Annotated in this window: 22 protein-coding genes; 20 read left to right on the top strand and 2 right to left on the bottom strand. The window is 35.7% G+C overall.

Features of this window, described 5'->3' with window-relative positions:
* Positions 1-13: 13 nt before the first annotated feature.
* A complete protein-coding gene (locus OQZ33_RS18045; protein ID WP_265800629.1) occupies positions 14-196 on the bottom strand; it encodes a hypothetical protein in 183 nt (60 codons plus the stop codon).
* A gap of 218 nt (positions 197-414) precedes the next feature.
* On the opposite strand from OQZ33_RS18045, the gene OQZ33_RS18040 reads away from it, so the two are divergent.
* The 5 genes from OQZ33_RS18040 (at position 415) to OQZ33_RS18025 (ending at position 4,185) form a co-directional block, all read left to right on the top strand.
* Positions 415-675: a hypothetical protein gene (locus OQZ33_RS18040; RefSeq protein ID WP_265800628.1), complete on the top strand. Its 261-nt coding sequence runs from the start codon at positions 415-417 to the stop codon at positions 673-675.
* A 5-nt stretch (positions 676-680) separates the two neighbouring features.
* Complete coding sequence (locus tag OQZ33_RS18035; RefSeq protein ID WP_265800627.1) at positions 681-1,310, top strand: alpha-amylase family glycosyl hydrolase; 630 nt, start codon at positions 681-683, stop codon at positions 1,308-1,310.
* A complete protein-coding gene (locus OQZ33_RS24550) occupies positions 1,259-1,423 on the top strand; it encodes an alpha-amylase family glycosyl hydrolase (protein WP_416338761.1) in 165 nt (54 codons plus the stop codon). Before OQZ33_RS18035 ends, OQZ33_RS24550 begins: the two co-directional genes overlap by 52 nt.
* Complete coding sequence (locus OQZ33_RS18030; RefSeq protein ID WP_265800626.1) at positions 1,395-2,393, top strand: alpha-amylase family glycosyl hydrolase; 999 nt, start codon at positions 1,395-1,397, stop codon at positions 2,391-2,393. Before OQZ33_RS24550 ends, OQZ33_RS18030 begins: the two co-directional genes overlap by 29 nt.
* 157 nt (positions 2,394-2,550) lie before the next feature.
* A complete protein-coding gene (locus tag OQZ33_RS18025) occupies positions 2,551-4,185 on the top strand; it encodes an ABC-F family ATP-binding cassette domain-containing protein (protein WP_265800625.1) in 1,635 nt (544 codons plus the stop codon).
* Positions 4,186-4,281: 96 nt separating this feature from the next.
* Here OQZ33_RS18025 and OQZ33_RS18020 read toward each other — a convergent pair whose 3' ends face one another.
* Positions 4,282-5,058: a hypothetical protein gene (locus tag OQZ33_RS18020; RefSeq protein ID WP_265800624.1), complete on the bottom strand. Its 777-nt coding sequence runs from the start codon at positions 5,056-5,058 to the stop codon at positions 4,282-4,284.
* A 246-nt stretch (positions 5,059-5,304) separates the two neighbouring features.
* Between OQZ33_RS18020 and OQZ33_RS18015 the strand changes: the two genes are divergently transcribed.
* The 15 genes from OQZ33_RS18015 to OQZ33_RS17945 all read left to right on the top strand — a co-directional run bounded on the left by OQZ33_RS18015 (position 5,305) and on the right by OQZ33_RS17945 (position 16,530).
* A complete protein-coding gene (locus OQZ33_RS18015) occupies positions 5,305-5,916 on the top strand; it encodes a zinc-ribbon domain-containing protein (protein ID WP_265800622.1) in 612 nt (203 codons plus the stop codon).
* A gap of 36 nt (positions 5,917-5,952) precedes the next feature.
* On the top strand, positions 5,953-6,474 hold the full coding sequence (locus OQZ33_RS18010; protein ID WP_265800621.1) for a hypothetical protein: 522 nt from the start codon (positions 5,953-5,955) through the stop codon (positions 6,472-6,474).
* A gap of 15 nt (positions 6,475-6,489) precedes the next feature.
* Positions 6,490-7,128 carry a hypothetical protein gene (locus OQZ33_RS18005; protein WP_265800620.1) on the top strand — a complete coding sequence of 213 codons (639 nt, stop codon included), beginning with the start codon at positions 6,490-6,492 and terminating at the stop codon, positions 7,126-7,128.
* Between the two features lie 156 nt (positions 7,129-7,284).
* On the top strand, positions 7,285-8,049 hold the full coding sequence (locus OQZ33_RS18000; RefSeq protein WP_265800619.1) for an energy transducer TonB: 765 nt from the start codon (positions 7,285-7,287) through the stop codon (positions 8,047-8,049).
* A 16-nt stretch (positions 8,050-8,065) separates the two neighbouring features.
* The gene (locus tag OQZ33_RS17995) at positions 8,066-8,614 is read left to right on the top strand and encodes a hypothetical protein (RefSeq protein WP_265800617.1); all 549 of its coding nucleotides are present in this window, start codon (positions 8,066-8,068) and stop codon (positions 8,612-8,614) included.
* A gap of 27 nt (positions 8,615-8,641) precedes the next feature.
* Positions 8,642-8,971, top strand: coding sequence for a hypothetical protein (locus OQZ33_RS17990; RefSeq protein ID WP_265800615.1), 330 nt, complete (start codon positions 8,642-8,644; stop codon positions 8,969-8,971).
* The gene (locus OQZ33_RS17985) at positions 8,968-9,726 is read left to right on the top strand and encodes a hypothetical protein (RefSeq protein ID WP_265800614.1); all 759 of its coding nucleotides are present in this window, start codon (positions 8,968-8,970) and stop codon (positions 9,724-9,726) included. Before OQZ33_RS17990 ends, OQZ33_RS17985 begins: the two co-directional genes overlap by 4 nt.
* Before the next feature lie 98 nt (positions 9,727-9,824).
* Positions 9,825-10,457, top strand: coding sequence for a hypothetical protein (locus OQZ33_RS17980; RefSeq protein WP_265800613.1), 633 nt, complete (start codon positions 9,825-9,827; stop codon positions 10,455-10,457).
* Positions 10,458-10,622: 165 nt separating this feature from the next.
* Positions 10,623-11,759: a hypothetical protein gene (locus OQZ33_RS17975; protein WP_265800611.1), complete on the top strand. Its 1,137-nt coding sequence runs from the start codon at positions 10,623-10,625 to the stop codon at positions 11,757-11,759.
* A 203-nt stretch (positions 11,760-11,962) separates the two neighbouring features.
* Positions 11,963-12,481: a hypothetical protein gene (locus tag OQZ33_RS17970; RefSeq protein WP_265800609.1), complete on the top strand. Its 519-nt coding sequence runs from the start codon at positions 11,963-11,965 to the stop codon at positions 12,479-12,481.
* A gap of 53 nt (positions 12,482-12,534) precedes the next feature.
* Positions 12,535-13,557, top strand: coding sequence for a hypothetical protein (locus tag OQZ33_RS17965; protein WP_265800608.1), 1,023 nt, complete (start codon positions 12,535-12,537; stop codon positions 13,555-13,557).
* A gap of 378 nt (positions 13,558-13,935) precedes the next feature.
* The gene (locus OQZ33_RS17960; RefSeq protein WP_265800607.1) at positions 13,936-14,811 is read left to right on the top strand and encodes a hypothetical protein; all 876 of its coding nucleotides are present in this window, start codon (positions 13,936-13,938) and stop codon (positions 14,809-14,811) included.
* A 112-nt stretch (positions 14,812-14,923) separates the two neighbouring features.
* Complete coding sequence (locus tag OQZ33_RS17955) at positions 14,924-15,256, top strand: hypothetical protein (protein ID WP_265800606.1); 333 nt, start codon at positions 14,924-14,926, stop codon at positions 15,254-15,256.
* 69 nt (positions 15,257-15,325) lie between these two features.
* On the top strand, positions 15,326-15,916 hold the full coding sequence (locus OQZ33_RS17950) for a hypothetical protein (protein ID WP_265800605.1): 591 nt from the start codon (positions 15,326-15,328) through the stop codon (positions 15,914-15,916).
* Between the two features lie 5 nt (positions 15,917-15,921).
* A complete protein-coding gene (locus OQZ33_RS17945) occupies positions 15,922-16,530 on the top strand; it encodes a hypothetical protein (protein ID WP_265800604.1) in 609 nt (202 codons plus the stop codon).
* Positions 16,531-16,568 lie beyond the last annotated feature (38 nt).

Raw genomic sequence — 16,568 nt, 5'->3', positions numbered from 1 at the left:
ATATTCTTCCAAATTAAAAATTAGTATTTCTTACAGAATCACGATTATCTAAATTGGTAGGCTTTTGAACCGAATCTTTCTTAACCGTATCCTCTGTATCTTTATAGTGATTTCCTTTCTCAGGCTTGTAGTTCGTGCAGGCTGTTAATATTGCTACTAAACACAAAGCTACTGTCGATTTTATTTTCGTTTTCATAGTCGTATAAGTTGTCTTTATAAAATCCTATTGGTTAAAATTTTGTTTTGTTTTTTTAAAATTATTGAATTTTTTGGCACTCAACCTTTAGCCGTTTTTTGCATGGGATGACATCATATCTGCTATCGCAAAAATGAATTAGCTAAAACATTCTCTAAAATAGGAGGGTTGTTTTTAAGTAGAATTGATGAAACACCTCAGCTAAAGAAGATCATTTTATGAAACAAGTCATACTCATTTTTACATTAATCACATCGGTACATTTCACTTTACTGGCGCAGGTACCTACAGGAACCAGGCAACGAAGCACGAATGATACTTTGATAAAGAAACCTGTGCCTAAAGCAGGTAAGTATAATCCCAAAGCGACGAAGTGGCCAAAACGCGACAGCTTAAAAGCAATAGATAAACGGCAGGACTCTTTGAAACGTAAAGTGGCCAAAAAAGATTCAACTAAAAAACGTCCTATTAAAAATTAATGCTGATGAGTGGAGGAAAACATCTTAAGCACCTTATCTTACTAAAATTCACGTCGTTCGTCTGGGCTATTATTTTGCTCTTGGGCGCCTGTAAACAAGATCCCAAAAAAATCTCAGCTAAAGTAGCACCAGCATGGTACAGAAACAGTATCATTTACAATCTGGATATAGATATTTTTAAAGATAGTGATGGGGATGGTATTGGAGATTTCAAAGGCCTCACACAAAAATTGCCTTATCTCGATTCTTTAGGAGTAGAAGTCATCTGGCTTTCGCCATTTCAGCCTACTCCGGATCATGATGATGGCTACGACGTTACAGATTATTATGGAATTGACCCGAGACTCGGAACCATGGCCGATTTCGAAGCTTTTATGGTTGCCGCCAAGCAACGCAATATCAAAATCGTGATGGATATGGTCTTGAATCATACCTCAATTGAACATCCCTGGTATATAAAAGCCCGCACCGATAGCACAGGTAATTTTCAATCTAGATATGTATGGTCTGCAACCAAGCCCAAAGACTTTGACAAGGATATGGTGTTCGAAGGTTTCAATCTCAAACCTGGACTTATGATGAGATTGCAAAAAAGTACTACTTCCATCGTTTTTATGATTTTCAACCAGATTTAAACTATCAAAATAAGCAGGTTCAACAAGAAGCAATTAAAATTCTTCGTTATTGGTCGGCAAAAGGCATAAAGGGTTTCAGGTTAGATGCCGTCCCCTTTAATCGACGTACCTGAATCTGGTGCCGCAAAGCCAGCAAAAATGTTTGGTGTATTAGATTCGATTGTAACAGCTGCAAAATCTATAGACAAGGAAACTGTATTATTAGGTGAGGCGAATGTTTCGCCTAAAGAAAACATTGAATATTTCGGTGAGAAAGGCGACCGTTTACAAATGATGTTTCATTTTTATGCCAACCAACATTTGTTTTATGCAATGGCCGATGAAAATGTTTCGACGTTTAAAGATGCCTTACATGAAACCCGCATAAAGCCCGAGCCTTCACAATGGGCTTATTTTCTTCGTAATCATGATGAAATTGACTTGGGCAGATTAAGTAAAGCGGAACGGAACAAAGTATATGAAAAATTCGGGCCCGAACCCAATATGCAGCTTTATAACAGAGGCATCAGGCGACGACTGGCGCCGATGTTAGGCAAGCCAGAACAAATAAAAATGGCATATAGTGTATTGTACTCGCTTCCGGGGGCGCCAGTTATCCGCTCGGGAGAGGAGATAGGCATGGGCGATGATCTTACCCTTGCCGAGCGCCTTTCGGTTAGAACACCTATGCAATGGAACAGAGCGAAAAATTCAGGATTTAGCACCGCATCGAAAACAATAAGACAGGTAATTTCCTATGGAGATTATGCCTTTCAAAAGGTAAATGTCGAAGATCAATCTAAAGACCCAAACTCGCTTTTAAACTTCATTAGAAAACTAATCACGTTAAGGCGTTCGCTACCCGAAACTGGCACTGCCGATTGGGAACTGTTGGAAGCAAAAAACAATTCGGTACTCGGCATAAAATATGTTACTCCGAAAAAAGAAATCATTGTTTTGCATAATTTTAGTAACAAGCCAACAACCGCTTCTTTTCCATTGCAAGGCAATGAAAAGGCATTGATTGGTAAATTAAAGGTGGTCAACAAAGACAAAATTCAACTCACTCCTTATGCTCAGCTGTGGTTGAAGACAGAACGATAGGGAATTGATATCTGGGTCAATTCTATTCATAGCCAAAGCTCATTTCGGGCTGTTAGTCGATTGCCTAAGATCGAAAGTGTAAAACGTGATCTTTCAATAAAAAGGTTGCATTTATCTGCTTTCGTTTATATTTGCAAAATCATTTAAAATTATAATTGTGATTAATGTAAATAACATTTCCGTTTCCTTTGGCGGAACAACTCTTTTTAGCGACGTTACTTTTTCCATCAACGAAAACGATAAAATTGCCCTAATGGGTAAAAATGGCGCAGGTAAATCGACCATTTTAAAAATCATTGCAGATGTTTCTAAACCTACCACTGGCAATGTGACTGGTCCGAAAGAAGCGGTAATCGCCTATTTACCTCAACATTTGCTTACACAAGATAAGGTAACTGTTTTTGAAGAAACAATGAAAGCCTTTCAAGAGGTAAATCAGATGCAAAAAGAATTGGACGAGTTAAACGAGCAACTCACTATTCGCACCGATTATGAGAGCGATGATTACATGAAGCTTATTGAAAGGGTATCAGAATTAAGCGAAAAATTCTATTCCATTGAAGAGGTTAATTATGATGCAGAAGTAGAGAAAGTTTTAAAAGGATTGGGCTTTGAGCGTAAGGATTTTACGCGGCAAACTTCGGAATTTTCTGGAGGCTGGCGCATGCGGATCGAACTGGCGAAAATACTTTTGAAGAAGCCAGATTTGATTTTGCTTGATGAGCCTACCAACCACATGGATATAGAAAGTATTCAATGGTTGGAAGATTTTTTAATCAATTCGGCCAAAGCGGTAATGGTTATTTCGCACGATAGGGCCTTTGTAGATAACATTGCCAATCGCACCATCGAAGTAACCATGGGCAGGATTTATGATTATAAAGCTAAATATAGTCACTATCTCCAATTAAGGGCTGATAGAAGGATTCATCAGTTGAAAGCTCATGAAGAACAGCAGCGTTTTATTGCAGATAATCAGGAATTTATTGATCGGTTTAGAGGCACCTATTCGAAAACGCTCCAAGTTCAGTCAAGGGTTAAAATGCTCGAAAAACTGGATGTTATTGAAATTGATGAAGTAGATACATCAGCTTTGCGATTGAAGTTTCCACCTTCACCGCGTTCGGGCCAATACCCTGTAATGGTAGAAGAGCTGACTAAGAAATATGGTGATCATGTGGTGTTTGAAAAAGCATCGATGGTGATTGAAAGAGGTGAAAAGGTAGCTTTTGTAGGAAAGAACGGCGAAGGTAAATCCACGATGATTAAAGCAATTATGGGCGAAATTGACTTTGAAGGTTCTTTAAAAGTTGGGCACAATGCCAAAATCGGTTACTTCGCTCAAAACCAGGCCGCTTTGCTTGATGAAAGCTTAACTGTTTTTGAAACCATTGACCAGATTCCGCTAACGGATGGAACCATTAAAATTAAAGATTTATTAGGCGCATTTATGTTTAGCGGAGATGATACCACTAAAAAAGTAAAAGTGCTTAGTGGTGGGGAGAAAACACGTTTAGCCATGATTAAGTTATTGCTCGAGCCTGTAAATGTATTAATTCTGGATGAGCCTACCAATCATTTGGATATGAAAACAAAAGACATTATTAAAGATGCTTTGAAAGATTTTGATGGCACTTTAATCTTAGTTTCCCATGATCGTGATTTCTTAGACGGATTGGCGACAAAAGTTTTCGAATTCGGAAATAAGCGGGTAAGAGAGCATTTCGAAGATATCAAAGGATTTTTAGCCAACAAAAAGATGAGTAGCTTAAAAGAAATTGAGCAACGCTAAACATAAGTCGGATCCAATGGGTCAAATTTCTCAAACCTATTGGATCCTCTCTTTAAAACCTCACCATCGTATTTTCGCTGCTCAGATCCTTCCGCCTTATTTGTCGAGGTTAATAGAAAGCTGTTCTGTCGTTACGGCCCCATCTTTATAATATTCGTAAAACCAATTTCCTTTTTTCTTGAAAACAATGCCCGTTTTATTAATTGTATTGGCAATAAAAACATCTGTTAAAGAAGTTTTTAATAGGGTAAATATTTTTTTTGATGTGGCATCTAATAAATCGAAGCCAAGCGCATTGGCTTGAGGAATTAGCGTGGCCGCCGACGGTTTGTTTTCTTTGGCTGTAGCTGGCGAGGCTTCCTGTTTTACTGCCTTTACAGGTTCCGTTATTACCGCTGCTTTTACAGGTTCGGTTTGAGGTGCTGTGGCAATGGGTTTTGCCTCAGTTATTGGCGTTTTGCTAAAATCAGGGAGCGATGCAAAAGCTGCATTCAGCGCTTCATTGTAAGAAGCCTGGTAATCTTTTTCTCTGCTTTTTCCTTGCTTACTTTTTAATACTAAAGCGCCTTTACAATCTTTTAGTAAAAGGGTGAGGTTGGTAGAGAACATGCTGTTATTCTCTTCAATATCAACAGTTAAAGCCTTGCATTTATCGCTGGCAATTTCAGTTGGTAATTCTAAATTATCGTAATAAACGGTGAAACCTCGTTCTTCGAACAAGCTTTTCGTAAGTGTATTTAAATTGTATTGATTAACCTTTTTTAAGAAGCTAAACCTTTCAGGCACAATGATATATTTATAATTGTTCATGATGGTTTGTGCCTGCAAGGATAATGTGCTGGCTAAAAAAATGATTAGCAGAAATCTTTTCATGGGTTATAATACTTTAAGACTGTTCTCAATTTATGCAAAGCAAATTAGAAAATCAAATTTGAGGCATGAAGATTAATTATAACGGGTCATTTGTAAGCATTAATGTTCAACAATGGATTTTAAAAAACAATCAAATGACTACGAATTGTAATCGAAACCCAGCGAATTATAATTGGCGCTAGTTAAAACAGCAGATTATGGATATGTTTAATCCTTAAACTATTCAATCATTTTACATAATAGGATATGATAATCTTCGGAACAAGATCAAAAATTTTAACAGGTAGTGGAGCCAAGGCGAATTGCCACAATTGTGGATCTACGCAAACTGTGAGCTTAGTTTTTGCGGTTAAATATTTTCACATCTTTTGGATTCCCATGTTTCCATATAGCAAAGTTGGGGCGAGCCAGTGCAGCCATTGCAAACAGGTTTTATATAATAACGAAATGCCTGATGGATTGAAAACGGTTTACGAGCAAGAAAAGTCCCAAGCAAAAACACCATGGGTATACCGCACCGGCTTAATTTTAATTGGTTTGTTTATGGCATTCGTTATTGGCGTTGTTGTTTTTGGTGGGGCTAGCAAAGCTGATATTAAAACACCCATTGTTAATGATGTTTATCAAGTAAAAGACGGAAATAGAAACTATGCTTTGTATAAAGTAATTGCCGTAAACGGCGATACGGTTACTGTTGTAAAGCACAATGAAGTTGCACGTAAGCCAAGTCAGCTTGATCAATTAATGAAGAATGAAGCTGATAATTATTCAAAGAATGAAACCAAATTTACAAAGAGTGAATTAGAGCAGATGATTAGCGATCGAAAACTGATCGATGTTGAAAAAGCTGAAAAATAATTGTTGAAATCATTTTATAAATAAAAATCAAGAACGATGTCAAACGTTACATTCTTTTTAACCAATAAGGAGCGATTAAAATTCTTGCTTAAATGCATTGCTATTGGTATGCCAATTCTACTTTTATCAGCCTGGGCTATAAATTCATTTGAGGATAACGAAGCAGAAAAAGGGGAAGCCAATGATAAAGGTGGTATGAATTATTATTACCGCGAAGGTTCGGGGGCCGATAAATATCCCGAACCGGTGGCCAAACTATTACAAATGTATCCAGGTAGCCAGGCTACTTATATTAATGTATCAACCGATAAGAACAATGAATTGGAAGGAGATATCTATTCTTTTACATCTGATGATGTCAGTAAAGTTTATTCTTTTTATAAGCATGGTGCAAAAGTTATTGATGATACTCCAGAACGGATAGAACTGGAAAAAAACGGTCAAAATTTTGTGATTACCAAAGAAAAAGTTTTAGAAGACGACCCCATAAAAGGAGAAACAAAATTCGGTATTACTTTCTATAATCAGGCAACGGTAAATAAATATAAAACCAACTAATTGTAGGCAAGCAATATGACACGATTGATAGCTTTTTTGGTAATAATTTTTATTGCTGTTGGTTGCAATAATAAGCCTAAAACACAAGATGCCGAACAGTTAAGAGCGGATACGCTAACATCAATTGCGGCACCGGTTGATGAACCCAAGAAAATGGTAGATAAAACTACTATGGATACGCCAGTAACGGATAACGAAACAGTTGAAGTTGAGCCAAACTATTGGGATGCTATAAATTTTGAAAAATATGCTGTAGAGGAAGACAAAAACTTTACAAAAGCACCCTTAAATTGGGCAGATAACCCAGAAGCGAAAGATTTTAAAACCAAAATTACCGAAGCGTACGAGCGAGATGAAGTTGATTTCGCAGGACATTATATTTTAGCAACTTTTGGTTGTGGTGCCAGTTGTATTATGGGTTTTATGATGGATGTTCGGGATGGGAAAATTTACGATTTGCCTTTGGGCGAAGAAAACTCATGCCTTTTTGCCGAAGATCGTGTAGTTTGCAAATCTACCAGCCAACTATTTATTGCTGGTATTTGTAAGGAGAAAATGGATGACGAGGCTGTTTATTACAAATCGTATTTATGGGATGAAGAAGAAAAGGAATTCATAACCATCGACGCAAAAGAATTTTTAAAGAAGCCCTGAGTAACTTTTACGGTTTTGTTTAAGGATCAATAAAACCTAAAAGCAGCGAACCCCAAATTAGATTTACTGAGTTAAGCGAATGGTTTCGAAGGAGTGCCACTGAAAAGTTTAGAAATCGTTAAAAACAGAATGTTTAGTTTAAATAAATCATAAAATATGCACATCAAATTAAAAACAGCCCTCATCCTAAGTTTCGTTCTCGTTTCTAATATTTCGTTTGCCCAAACGAAAAAGCTGGTTAAGTGTTTTAAGCTTGGTACGGTAAGTTATGAGTTGTTTGAAAGTAAAGGGGCAGCGAAGCGTGAAAGAGATACTACATTTTACCAACTTCTTCGGGTGGGAAAATTGAAGCCAATAGTTAAAGAGATTAAATCGGTATATGATAAAAACAGTGGTGATACCATCGCGTCAGCAAGCTTTAAAATCAATCCAAATTCTATTGTTTTTTATCAATCGGCATCAAACGCATTTTATCATAGAATTTATACCCAGCAAAAAAGTGGGTCAATAACCTTTAAAAATAATTTTATAAAAACCATTAGGGAAGAGCGATTCCTACCAGCCGCCTTATCCGCATCTGATTCCGGCCGTATTCGTGTTGCTTCTAATGAGTCGGGCAATGTTGATTTTCCTGCAGAATTTCCTGGGGGGATAAACGCCTTACGGGCTTATATTGCTAACAATTTGCAGTATCCTGACGATGCAAGAGAAGAGGGAATTGAGGGAAAGGTATTTGCCTCATTTGTTGTGACTAAAGATGGCGTAGTTACCAATATTCAAATCGATAGGAAATTAGGTCATGGATGTGATGAAGAAGTGATTAGGGTATTGAAGAGAATGCCAAAATGGATACCTGCCAAGTTAGATGGCAAAGCGGTAAATTACCGCTTTAGTATCCCGGTAACATTTGCTTTGCAGTAACATCAACCCGAATACTATGGTTAAGAAGATTCTTAAAGTTGTACTTATTCTCGTCGCGATTGTGATAGCAATTTGTTTGTTATTGTTCGGGATAATCTGGGCTTCGATGGAATGGAATAGATATACCAAAACAAAGGAAAAAAATCGTTATCAAAAAGAGGTTTGCGATACCATTACGACTGTAAATGAAACGGTTCAGTTGAAGATATTTGGCTTTAAAGAAAAGGAATTAAAAAAGGTTCATTTTTATTTGCAGCAGGGAAAGTTATTACAAAAAGATACCATAATGAAGGTAGATTTTAATCCGAAATATGCTGCACAAGATGTATTGCTTCCTTTTAAATATTTTAACAAAAAAGATCGGGTGATCGTAAATGTAGGTGATCGATATTTTGTCTTATCTGGCATTAGGCACTATGCATCCTTCAATTACGGAATGTTTGGTCCGGTTGGCAGCTGCGATTGTGAGATGGGGAATTTCGAAATCATCAATGGCAAAAAGGATAATTCTGCTATGCTGACAAAGGAACAAGGTTTCCTGAATGATCCGCTTCTAACAAAATAATTAAAGAAAAGGTTGAAAAAGGTGTGGATGAACAATAAATTGAAAGTAGGCATTTGTTTTTTAATAGCTACCTGGTTATTTACGGGCATAAAATGTGGTGATGAGTTTTATGAATACAGCTTGTTTTTAAAGTATCGGCCAACTTTTCAATATTATTTCGAATCGCCTTTGGGTATGCAAGATATGCCTGAAAACTACCCTAAAGAATTAGCAGTAAAAGAAGCCATCTACGATGAATTTATAAATGAAAAACATTGGAGCGACAATAAATTTCTAGAGATAAGTACGTGTGGGATCTTAATATTAGGCTCATTATATTTTTTAACCTCAGGACTGATTAAACAATTTAGGACATGATAAATAAAGCAATAACGATAACCGGAGTTTTGGCTTTGGCTTTGTGTTCAATTTGCGCTTGCCGAAACGAAAAAAAACAGCAAACTATCGATACCGTTTCGGTCGTTAAAACTAAGGTTGACACGGTAAGCGTAAATACTAAACCTGATACTAAGCTAGAATATCCGGAACCCGATTTTCCTACAAGCGGGAATAAAATCGAAGAGTTAATTCCGCAATATTTCGATATCGATATGGAAGCAAGTGGCGATTTAAATCATGATGGATTGGAAGATAAGGTTCTTGTCTTAATCAATACGAGAGATACCACCGCTCTCCGCCCAACTTTGGTGGTGTTAAAAGTAGGTGACGCTTACAGTGTTGATGCGAAATCTTTTGCGGTGATGGAGCCAAAGTATCGGGAAGATGGTTATCAGAATTACGATTTTGAAGACGTAACCATTGATAAAAACGGAAATCTTCTTTTCTCTCAACAAGCCACTGGACCTAACGGAACTTTAAATAGCACGTTTAAATATGTCAATAACGAGCTGGTTTTAACCGAGGTTAGTAGTTTTGCCATGGGTGCTGGTGGGCAAACAGCACTCAAATTAGATTTGCTTAAGGGTATTTTTGAACAAACGGATATCAATACCATGAAAGAGGATATGCCCAGCAAAACAACCACACAAAAATATAAGCTTGGTAAAGTTTTGTTTGCTGACAGCGATTCAAGGGAAATTATAATAAAAGCTTTTCAGGATAATGGCAAGTAGTTTTTTAATGCATAGCTTAATAATTGGTCAGATTATTCTTGAGAAATTTAGAATTTATGATCTATCAATGATTCGATCAGTTTTAAAAAGATGAACCAATGAATACAGAACAACTTGCTTTTTTAGCGCATTTTATGAGGAAGAACCAATTTGTTAAAAAGCTCATATTAAGTTGCTGCTTGGCAATTTGTATAATTATTCCATTGGTATTTTTTATTTATAGCGTTAACGAAACCAATGGTTTCGGAAAAGATTTATTGGGCGCTGAAAGATATAACGACCGCATGAAAGATAGCTACCTATATGCTGCAGTAATGTTCATTGCTCTTTTGGTTGTGATTTTTCCATTTGCACTTTTGCTCCATCAGTTTTTTAATCGATATCATATAATTTTAAACTCACTTGAGGCTAAAGATGTAGATAGGCTTAAAGCACTTACGGCTAAGGTTGGTATGATGGAAAAATATAATCCCTCTTGTATTTTCAAAAAAAATACAGTTACTTTTTTCACGCTCTTTAAAGCACACACAGTTTCTTTTTTTGATATCAACCACATAAATATCACCCGAGCAAGTTATAAAGGAATTAGTTATGTAATTGCCATTGAAACCGTATCTGGAACGCTCAATTACAGGTTTGGCGATTTAATGTTAACCAGAAGTTTGATTGATGAGGCTTGTTTGGCAAATCCAAGAATAGCCACCAATTCCTACAACAGTTGGAATTTTTAGCGGCGTAACCGTGCTTATTGGTATAAATAAACGATCATTCAAACCCAGCGACTTGCAAATTCATTTATAGCGTTTAATTTAACAAAAGTACTTTCAGTATCAATAAAAGATATTGTAAAATCAGTCGTTGCAAATTCAAATATCACAGAGAAAGAACCATACACAATGAAAAATTATCTATTGATTTTAATCTTTTTAACTGCAACACCAGCGTTCGCACAAATCGAAAATAGTATCAAAAAAAATACTTCTGGCATGTACGGACAAGGGAGTCAAGGCGGCATTTACGTTTACGATGATGGTACTTTTGCGCTATTCGGTTATGCCACCCTCGTTTTGGGAAAATATACGCTAACTGATAACCATATCAACTTCATCCCCGATATTCCAAAACAAGCATTCACCATTTTGGGTAGAAAAAATCCGAAGATTAAAGGAGGTGTAAAGTTTACTTTTACCCGAGCGTTTCTAGATGATGGCCCAACTTACCTCAAACTCGATAATGATAGTTTGATGAATACTTTTGAGGAAAATTACGATGGTGGAGCTTCAGATTATGTAAGCAACTTACCTTACCATCCGGAGACGATAAGCTTAGCACACAACACGGTAAACCACTTGTACAGATACAACACCAATAGCTTCAAGCTGGATAGTGCTTACAACGATTTTCTGCTTTTTTACCACCGAACGATTAGCGAGCAAAGGCCTTTTTCGGCAACCATTAAAACCGAAAAGGGTAAAACTGTACTTGAATCTCATTGGGATGAATTTAGAAAATATGAATCGGGTAAGGATACAGAGTTCGAAACGTTTTTAAATAACTATAAAAAGCAAGCCCTTAAAGATAAGGATGTTAAGGTGTTTTACTTTAACGATCAGCTAAAAACAGCTAAAGGTTTCAATCACCTCTCAGAAGAATTTTCCATCTTCGATATTAATAATTATGTTTTAGATGAGGCTTCGAATAAATTTATCCGTAAGGATATTTATAAAAAAGGAACGGATTACAGCAAAGCTTTGGTCAGCGATTATCATGACGAAAGTTACATCTTGAAATATGACAATATCGATGTAGATGAACAAACATTGACCGATTTTGGTGAAGTAAAAGTAGGTACGCAAGCACTTTTTAAAATTGCTGATCAAAACAAACAAACAGATGGAAATGGATTGGATGAAAACTTTTCGACGCCTAAACTGATGCAAACTACTGAAGTTCAAGGACAGCAACCCACAATAGTAGCGCCTACAAAAGTTGAAAAGCCAAAGTTGAAAAAGAAAAAGCCATCGAATAAATAGACAAGAAGCCATGAAACTTGAGAATAATACTATTTCAACCTCATCCAAATCATAAAATAGAATGGCGAATTGGCATTTTGACTTGTTATGAATAGCTTGGTGATTTATGGCTGATCAATTTCGTTAGGGAAAGGTTAATAATTAATTTGGGAAATAAATGAATAGGTGCTTAACAGCTTCACACTCATCAAACTGATAAAGCAATGGAGTTAAGAAAAGAAATTGAACCTGATTTTGATACTGCAGAGAAATGTTATGCCGAAGTTTTAAAACTCATTTTGGAATATACTAAATATTGCGAGAAGCATGGAGATAAAGACCATGCTGAATATCTAAAACTTGAAAATACACTTCATGAAATAACAGGAAAAGATATTTCCAAATTTAACCTTTGGGAGTGGTGGGACGAGGAGGGCGCCGAAGTATTGGCTTTTAAAATTTCACTTCCTGATCCAAAAATCATCGATCAACTCACAAAAGAAGAGTTAACAGAAATTGTAAACCGAAAGAAAATTTTTGTTATTAAAGATGAAGATGATGAAAGCTTGAAAGCACAGTTTCATTATCATATCGAATACTATTTTACTGATTTTTTAGCGTTGAATTTTAAGACGTATACCCACAAATTTTTTCAAAGACAGCAAGATCGCAAAGGTGAGTACTTCGAACACAGTCCAGATGAAGTTGTTGAAAAATTGTGGAATAATGGGAATTACAAATAGATGTTTGCTGATGATCAGCCTTCTTGTAAACAAATTAACAAGCCTAACACAGCATGAAAGCTAAAGAAATAGGATTAAATATTGGCTGTCTTTTAATAATGGGTATTGGCTTGGTGTTGTTTCTAGGTTTGGCTTTTAGTCTAATTCTTGTTCGTATATTACCTCCAGTGATGGGTATTTTAATATGGTACGTTACCAAAACGCAGCGCAAATTAGTACGAACGGAAACAACGCCCATTTATCAGATTGCCGAAGGTTGGGTTAAAATACAAGGCAACGTGAGCGCACTCAAAACTTTCGTAACCCCATATTTTAAACAAGAGTGTATTGCCTATACTTATGAAGAAGGAAATATAACTTACGACAGTGAAAGTGGCTCGGAGCATGTTAGCAAAACTTCGTCAAGAAAAGAATTTCAGGATTTCCATTTAAGCAACGGGACGGGTAAAATCAAAATCATAATAAAGGACTTAAATTTAACGCTTTTAGAAGCTAAATCGGATACAAAACATAGCATCAAATATGCTGTTGATGATATTCGCTATACAGAGAGAACCCTAAAAAACGGCGATTTAATTAGTGTTTTAGGTTATGCTGTAAAGAACAGTAACTATGCTTACGAACTTACAGCGCAAGCCAATCAACCCTTAGTTATTGCCACGCCCGATTTTGAAGATAAAACCATCAAATCCTTCAGGGTTTTTAAATATTTGATGCCTTATTTGGTTCTGATGTACCTGTCTGTAAATTATTTTTTGTTTTTAGCACCCGGGAGACCTCGTGAAGAACAAAATACAGCATTTGCAATTTCGAGCTTTTTTGGGGTACCCATTTTAGGCGTTTTGTTTGGCGTTATTGGCGCCAAACTTTCAGGTTTTGGCAAAGATTTTTTCTTTTGCCTTGGTGGCATTTGCTTCTTTGTTGCATTATTAAGCTTCCCCTTGCTTTGCCTTTTATACATGGTCGAAACTAACCAATCTACCATCATTCGAGTTTGGGCAAGTATTTTTATCTGTACTACCTTAACGATGGTACTAAATTACAGAAAGTTAGAAGGTGCTTTCGATAAACATTAATCAATCTAGTTGCCTTTCATTTTTTGCTAGTTAGCCTTAGCATTTTTAATCAGAATTAGTTTCAATCTGCGTTGATTCCATAATTTATCAAGACAAAATTTACAATTACGGGTTCCTCACATGGCTCCGGCTAGACAAGCATCTCAAGAAAACCTTTCTCAAAAGCTGCCGAAACCAATTATATTCTTCCTTCCAAAATCGCAAAAAGTGGTTCTTCATCTACGAATTATAATTCATCCCCAGCGAATTATAATTGGTTCACTTTAATGTTATTCGCTAGCGATATAATTGCAGATCAAACAATTAAACAGAAAATTTCATCTAAGAAAAAATTCAAGGGTTTTTCGGATTGCTTATTATCAATCAAAATATAACTAAATGAAAATATACATCAGCATTTTACTGCTATTGGCAATGGTGGGCAAAGTTAGCGCACAAGATACCGTAAAACTTGCCGAAAAGGATTTCTATAAAATGTCTACCACTGCTTTTGGTAACGCAATTGTGTATAGTCAAAACAATGTACAACTTAAAAAAGCAGGTAACTACAAGGTGAGCACTATCGATGGCGATTTTAGCTTTACGCTGAATAAAAACTTTTATGTTGATGGGCCTTCGTTGAGAGTTTATAAAAATAGCAACTCTTATAAAGAAACTTATAAAAATGGCATCTTAACTTCATCTATCGCGATTAATTCTTATTGTACAGAAAGCAAAAAGGTTGATGTAAAAAAGGAGAAAAACGATTACCTGATTACCATAACCCAAACTTTTAGACGAGAGAAACGAAACGATAGTATCATTATGGTATACCTAAATGAAAAGCCTTTGCTTAAAGAAAAATTTAGTGATGGAACATTGATTTTAAGGAATGATCGTAAAAAGGAAACGGTAAACATTTATGATAAATATGGCAACTTGGAAGAAAAGCATTTCGGCGATGTTGAAGAAAAATACCTAAGCAATGGCGAGGTTTATTTCAAGAAAATACTTCTTAAAAATAGAACAGAAGAATATCGGTCTGGTAAATTGAGCCGAACTTTTGATTTTATTAATAAGCCAAATAGTAATGATTTAGATAAAATAATTGTGACCGATTATGACAAAGCTGGGAACAAAATAAAAGTTGAAGAAAGAATGCCTTGGAATGAAGTGGCACCTGACTATATGATTTTTAATTTAAACAAAAATGAATTAGAAGGCTACAAGGCGATTGTTAATGAGGGAACTGTTAAGACTAAAGCTCAAAGATAAAGTTCAAAACCCATCAAGTTTTTAATTCAAAAAAGTAACGTATTGATTATTGAATGAGATAGCCTCAGTTCGGAAATTGATAATAGAATGTCGTGATGTTTATTGATAAACGATGAAGCAAGCAAATAAATGGAAATGGTTTTGGCGTATTAACTATGCCATCAGTTTTTATATATTTTTAAGTTTGGTTTGCACTGGTTTACAGTTGGGAGGTTTAGATACCAACTGGTTAAATGCCGTTTATAAAATTTTAAATCCAATTTGGATGCACTATTTTGGGCTTTACATTTTAACTTTCCAGCTGATTTTTTCAGTCTTGCTTACCATTATCTTTAAAAGAGAACGAACCGATTTTTTCAACTATTTGTACATGAGTTTATTAGTCTTTACCGGGATATCACTCATTGGATTGAACATGATTCTTGGCGGTGTAGTAGGTCGATAAATGTTCAGTTTAGCGGATTTTTAGTAAAAGGCTCAAAAAAAATACAGTTTTAAAGATTAAAATTAAAAAATGAACAGACTAATTTTAATGTGTTTTTTATTTCTTGCATCATCAGCTTCATATGCACAAGAAAAATTAGTCAAGGATCTAGATTTTGATGGCATTCAGGATAACGTTTATTTTGACACGGAGAAAAAGGTAATTATAGCCAAACTTTCGTCCACGAAATTTAAAGCTATTTCAAGCAAGCCGATAAATATTGAATATTCATCAGAATACGGCATTCGCAACAATAGAAATGGCTTCGAGTTTTTTATCAATTATAGCCGCTACGGTAGTGTAAGTCAGTTTAAATTCGAAAAGAAGACAAATACAATTAGACTTATCGGTATGCAGCATCGCGAAAGCGGTTTAACAGAATACGATGCCAACGGAGAGGCAAGTGTAAATTTGCTTCTTGGAAATTACATTGGTAACTGGGCATATAATGATGTAAAAAAAGAAAACTATCTGATCGAGATTCCAACATTTAAGACAAAAATGCCTTTTAAGAAAATATATTTAACCGATTTCAGCGAGCGTATTTATGATAGCTTTTTGAGCAAATCTTCGGCCCTCTTTGTTAAGCATAAGGAAATTGCGATCAGTAAACAAAATTAGTTGTTATGAAAAAATACCTCATCATATTCGCGATTCTAATTTCTTATAATTCAGCTTTTTCACAGCAGAAATTGGTTAAAGACATCGATTTTGATGGCATTAGGGATACTGTTTATGTGGATTTGAAAACTTCAAAAATCGTTTGTCGATTATCCACTTTGAAATTCAAGAAAATTTCAAGTAAAGGCAGCGAGACATCCACAGAAAATTCTATTATTGAACCTACAAAAAATGGTTTTGAGTACCGGGTCGATTGGATTCGTGCCGGTTATGCCAATCAATTTATATACAATAAAAGCCTAAAAAGGGTACAATTGATTGGCATGAGCCGATACGCATTGGGTAATGCTGCTAATGATGGGAGCGGCGAAAGCAGTGTGAACCTGCTTACTGGAGATTACATTGGTGAGTGGAATTATTTTGACCCTTTAGCTAATAATGAACGTGGAGCGTTAGTTAAATTACCAGCCATTAAAACGAAAATGAGTTACAATAAAATTTTTCTGGAAGATTTTAGTGATGCCAGATATTATAGTTATGCAGATAAGTGTAGCGAATTATTTGAGTTTGCCAGAAAAAAAACAAAGCAGCTTAGAAACAATGGGAAATCCTAAACTTTACCTCATACTATCAATAGCCGCGGTAATTTTAT

Source organism: Pedobacter sp. MC2016-05, from assembly GCF_026239735.1.
Lineage (GTDB): Bacteria > Bacteroidota > Bacteroidia > Sphingobacteriales > Sphingobacteriaceae > Pedobacter.
This window is presented reverse-complemented; position numbering and strand designations above follow the sequence as displayed.

Excerpts from the sequence above, each read along its gene's own strand:
- OQZ33_RS17985 (WP_265800614.1), top strand. The coding sequence starts at position 8,968 with ATGATAAATAAAGCAATAACGATAACCGGAGTTTTGGCTTTGGCTTTG.
- OQZ33_RS17965 (WP_265800608.1), top strand. The coding sequence starts at position 12,535 with ATGAAAGCTAAAGAAATAGGATTAAATATTGGCTGTCTTTTAATAATG.
- OQZ33_RS18005 (WP_265800620.1), top strand. The coding sequence starts at position 6,490 with ATGACACGATTGATAGCTTTTTTGGTAATAATTTTTATTGCTGTTGGT.
- OQZ33_RS17975 (WP_265800611.1), top strand. The coding sequence starts at position 10,623 with ATGAAAAATTATCTATTGATTTTAATCTTTTTAACTGCAACACCAGCG.
- OQZ33_RS18015 (WP_265800622.1), top strand. The coding sequence starts at position 5,305 with ATGATAATCTTCGGAACAAGATCAAAAATTTTAACAGGTAGTGGAGCC.
- OQZ33_RS17995 (WP_265800617.1), top strand. The coding sequence starts at position 8,066 with ATGGTTAAGAAGATTCTTAAAGTTGTACTTATTCTCGTCGCGATTGTG.
- OQZ33_RS18020 (WP_265800624.1), bottom strand. The coding sequence starts at position 5,058 with ATGAAAAGATTTCTGCTAATCATTTTTTTAGCCAGCACATTATCCTTG.
- OQZ33_RS18045 (WP_265800629.1), bottom strand. The coding sequence starts at position 196 with ATGAAAACGAAAATAAAATCGACAGTAGCTTTGTGTTTAGTAGCAATA.
- OQZ33_RS17950 (WP_265800605.1), top strand. The coding sequence starts at position 15,326 with ATGAACAGACTAATTTTAATGTGTTTTTTATTTCTTGCATCATCAGCT.
- OQZ33_RS17980 (WP_265800613.1), top strand. The coding sequence starts at position 9,825 with ATGAATACAGAACAACTTGCTTTTTTAGCGCATTTTATGAGGAAGAAC.
- OQZ33_RS17945 (WP_265800604.1), top strand. The coding sequence starts at position 15,922 with ATGAAAAAATACCTCATCATATTCGCGATTCTAATTTCTTATAATTCA.
- OQZ33_RS18030 (WP_265800626.1), top strand. The coding sequence starts at position 1,395 with ATGCCGTCCCCTTTAATCGACGTACCTGAATCTGGTGCCGCAAAGCCA.
- OQZ33_RS18035 (WP_265800627.1), top strand. The coding sequence starts at position 681 with ATGAGTGGAGGAAAACATCTTAAGCACCTTATCTTACTAAAATTCACG.
- OQZ33_RS17960 (WP_265800607.1), top strand. The coding sequence starts at position 13,936 with ATGAAAATATACATCAGCATTTTACTGCTATTGGCAATGGTGGGCAAA.
- OQZ33_RS17990 (WP_265800615.1), top strand. The coding sequence starts at position 8,642 with ATGAACAATAAATTGAAAGTAGGCATTTGTTTTTTAATAGCTACCTGG.
- OQZ33_RS17970 (WP_265800609.1), top strand. The coding sequence starts at position 11,963 with ATGGAGTTAAGAAAAGAAATTGAACCTGATTTTGATACTGCAGAGAAA.
- OQZ33_RS17955 (WP_265800606.1), top strand. The coding sequence starts at position 14,924 with ATGAAGCAAGCAAATAAATGGAAATGGTTTTGGCGTATTAACTATGCC.
- OQZ33_RS18010 (WP_265800621.1), top strand. The coding sequence starts at position 5,953 with ATGTCAAACGTTACATTCTTTTTAACCAATAAGGAGCGATTAAAATTC.
- OQZ33_RS18000 (WP_265800619.1), top strand. The coding sequence starts at position 7,285 with ATGCACATCAAATTAAAAACAGCCCTCATCCTAAGTTTCGTTCTCGTT.
- OQZ33_RS18040 (WP_265800628.1), top strand. The coding sequence starts at position 415 with ATGAAACAAGTCATACTCATTTTTACATTAATCACATCGGTACATTTC.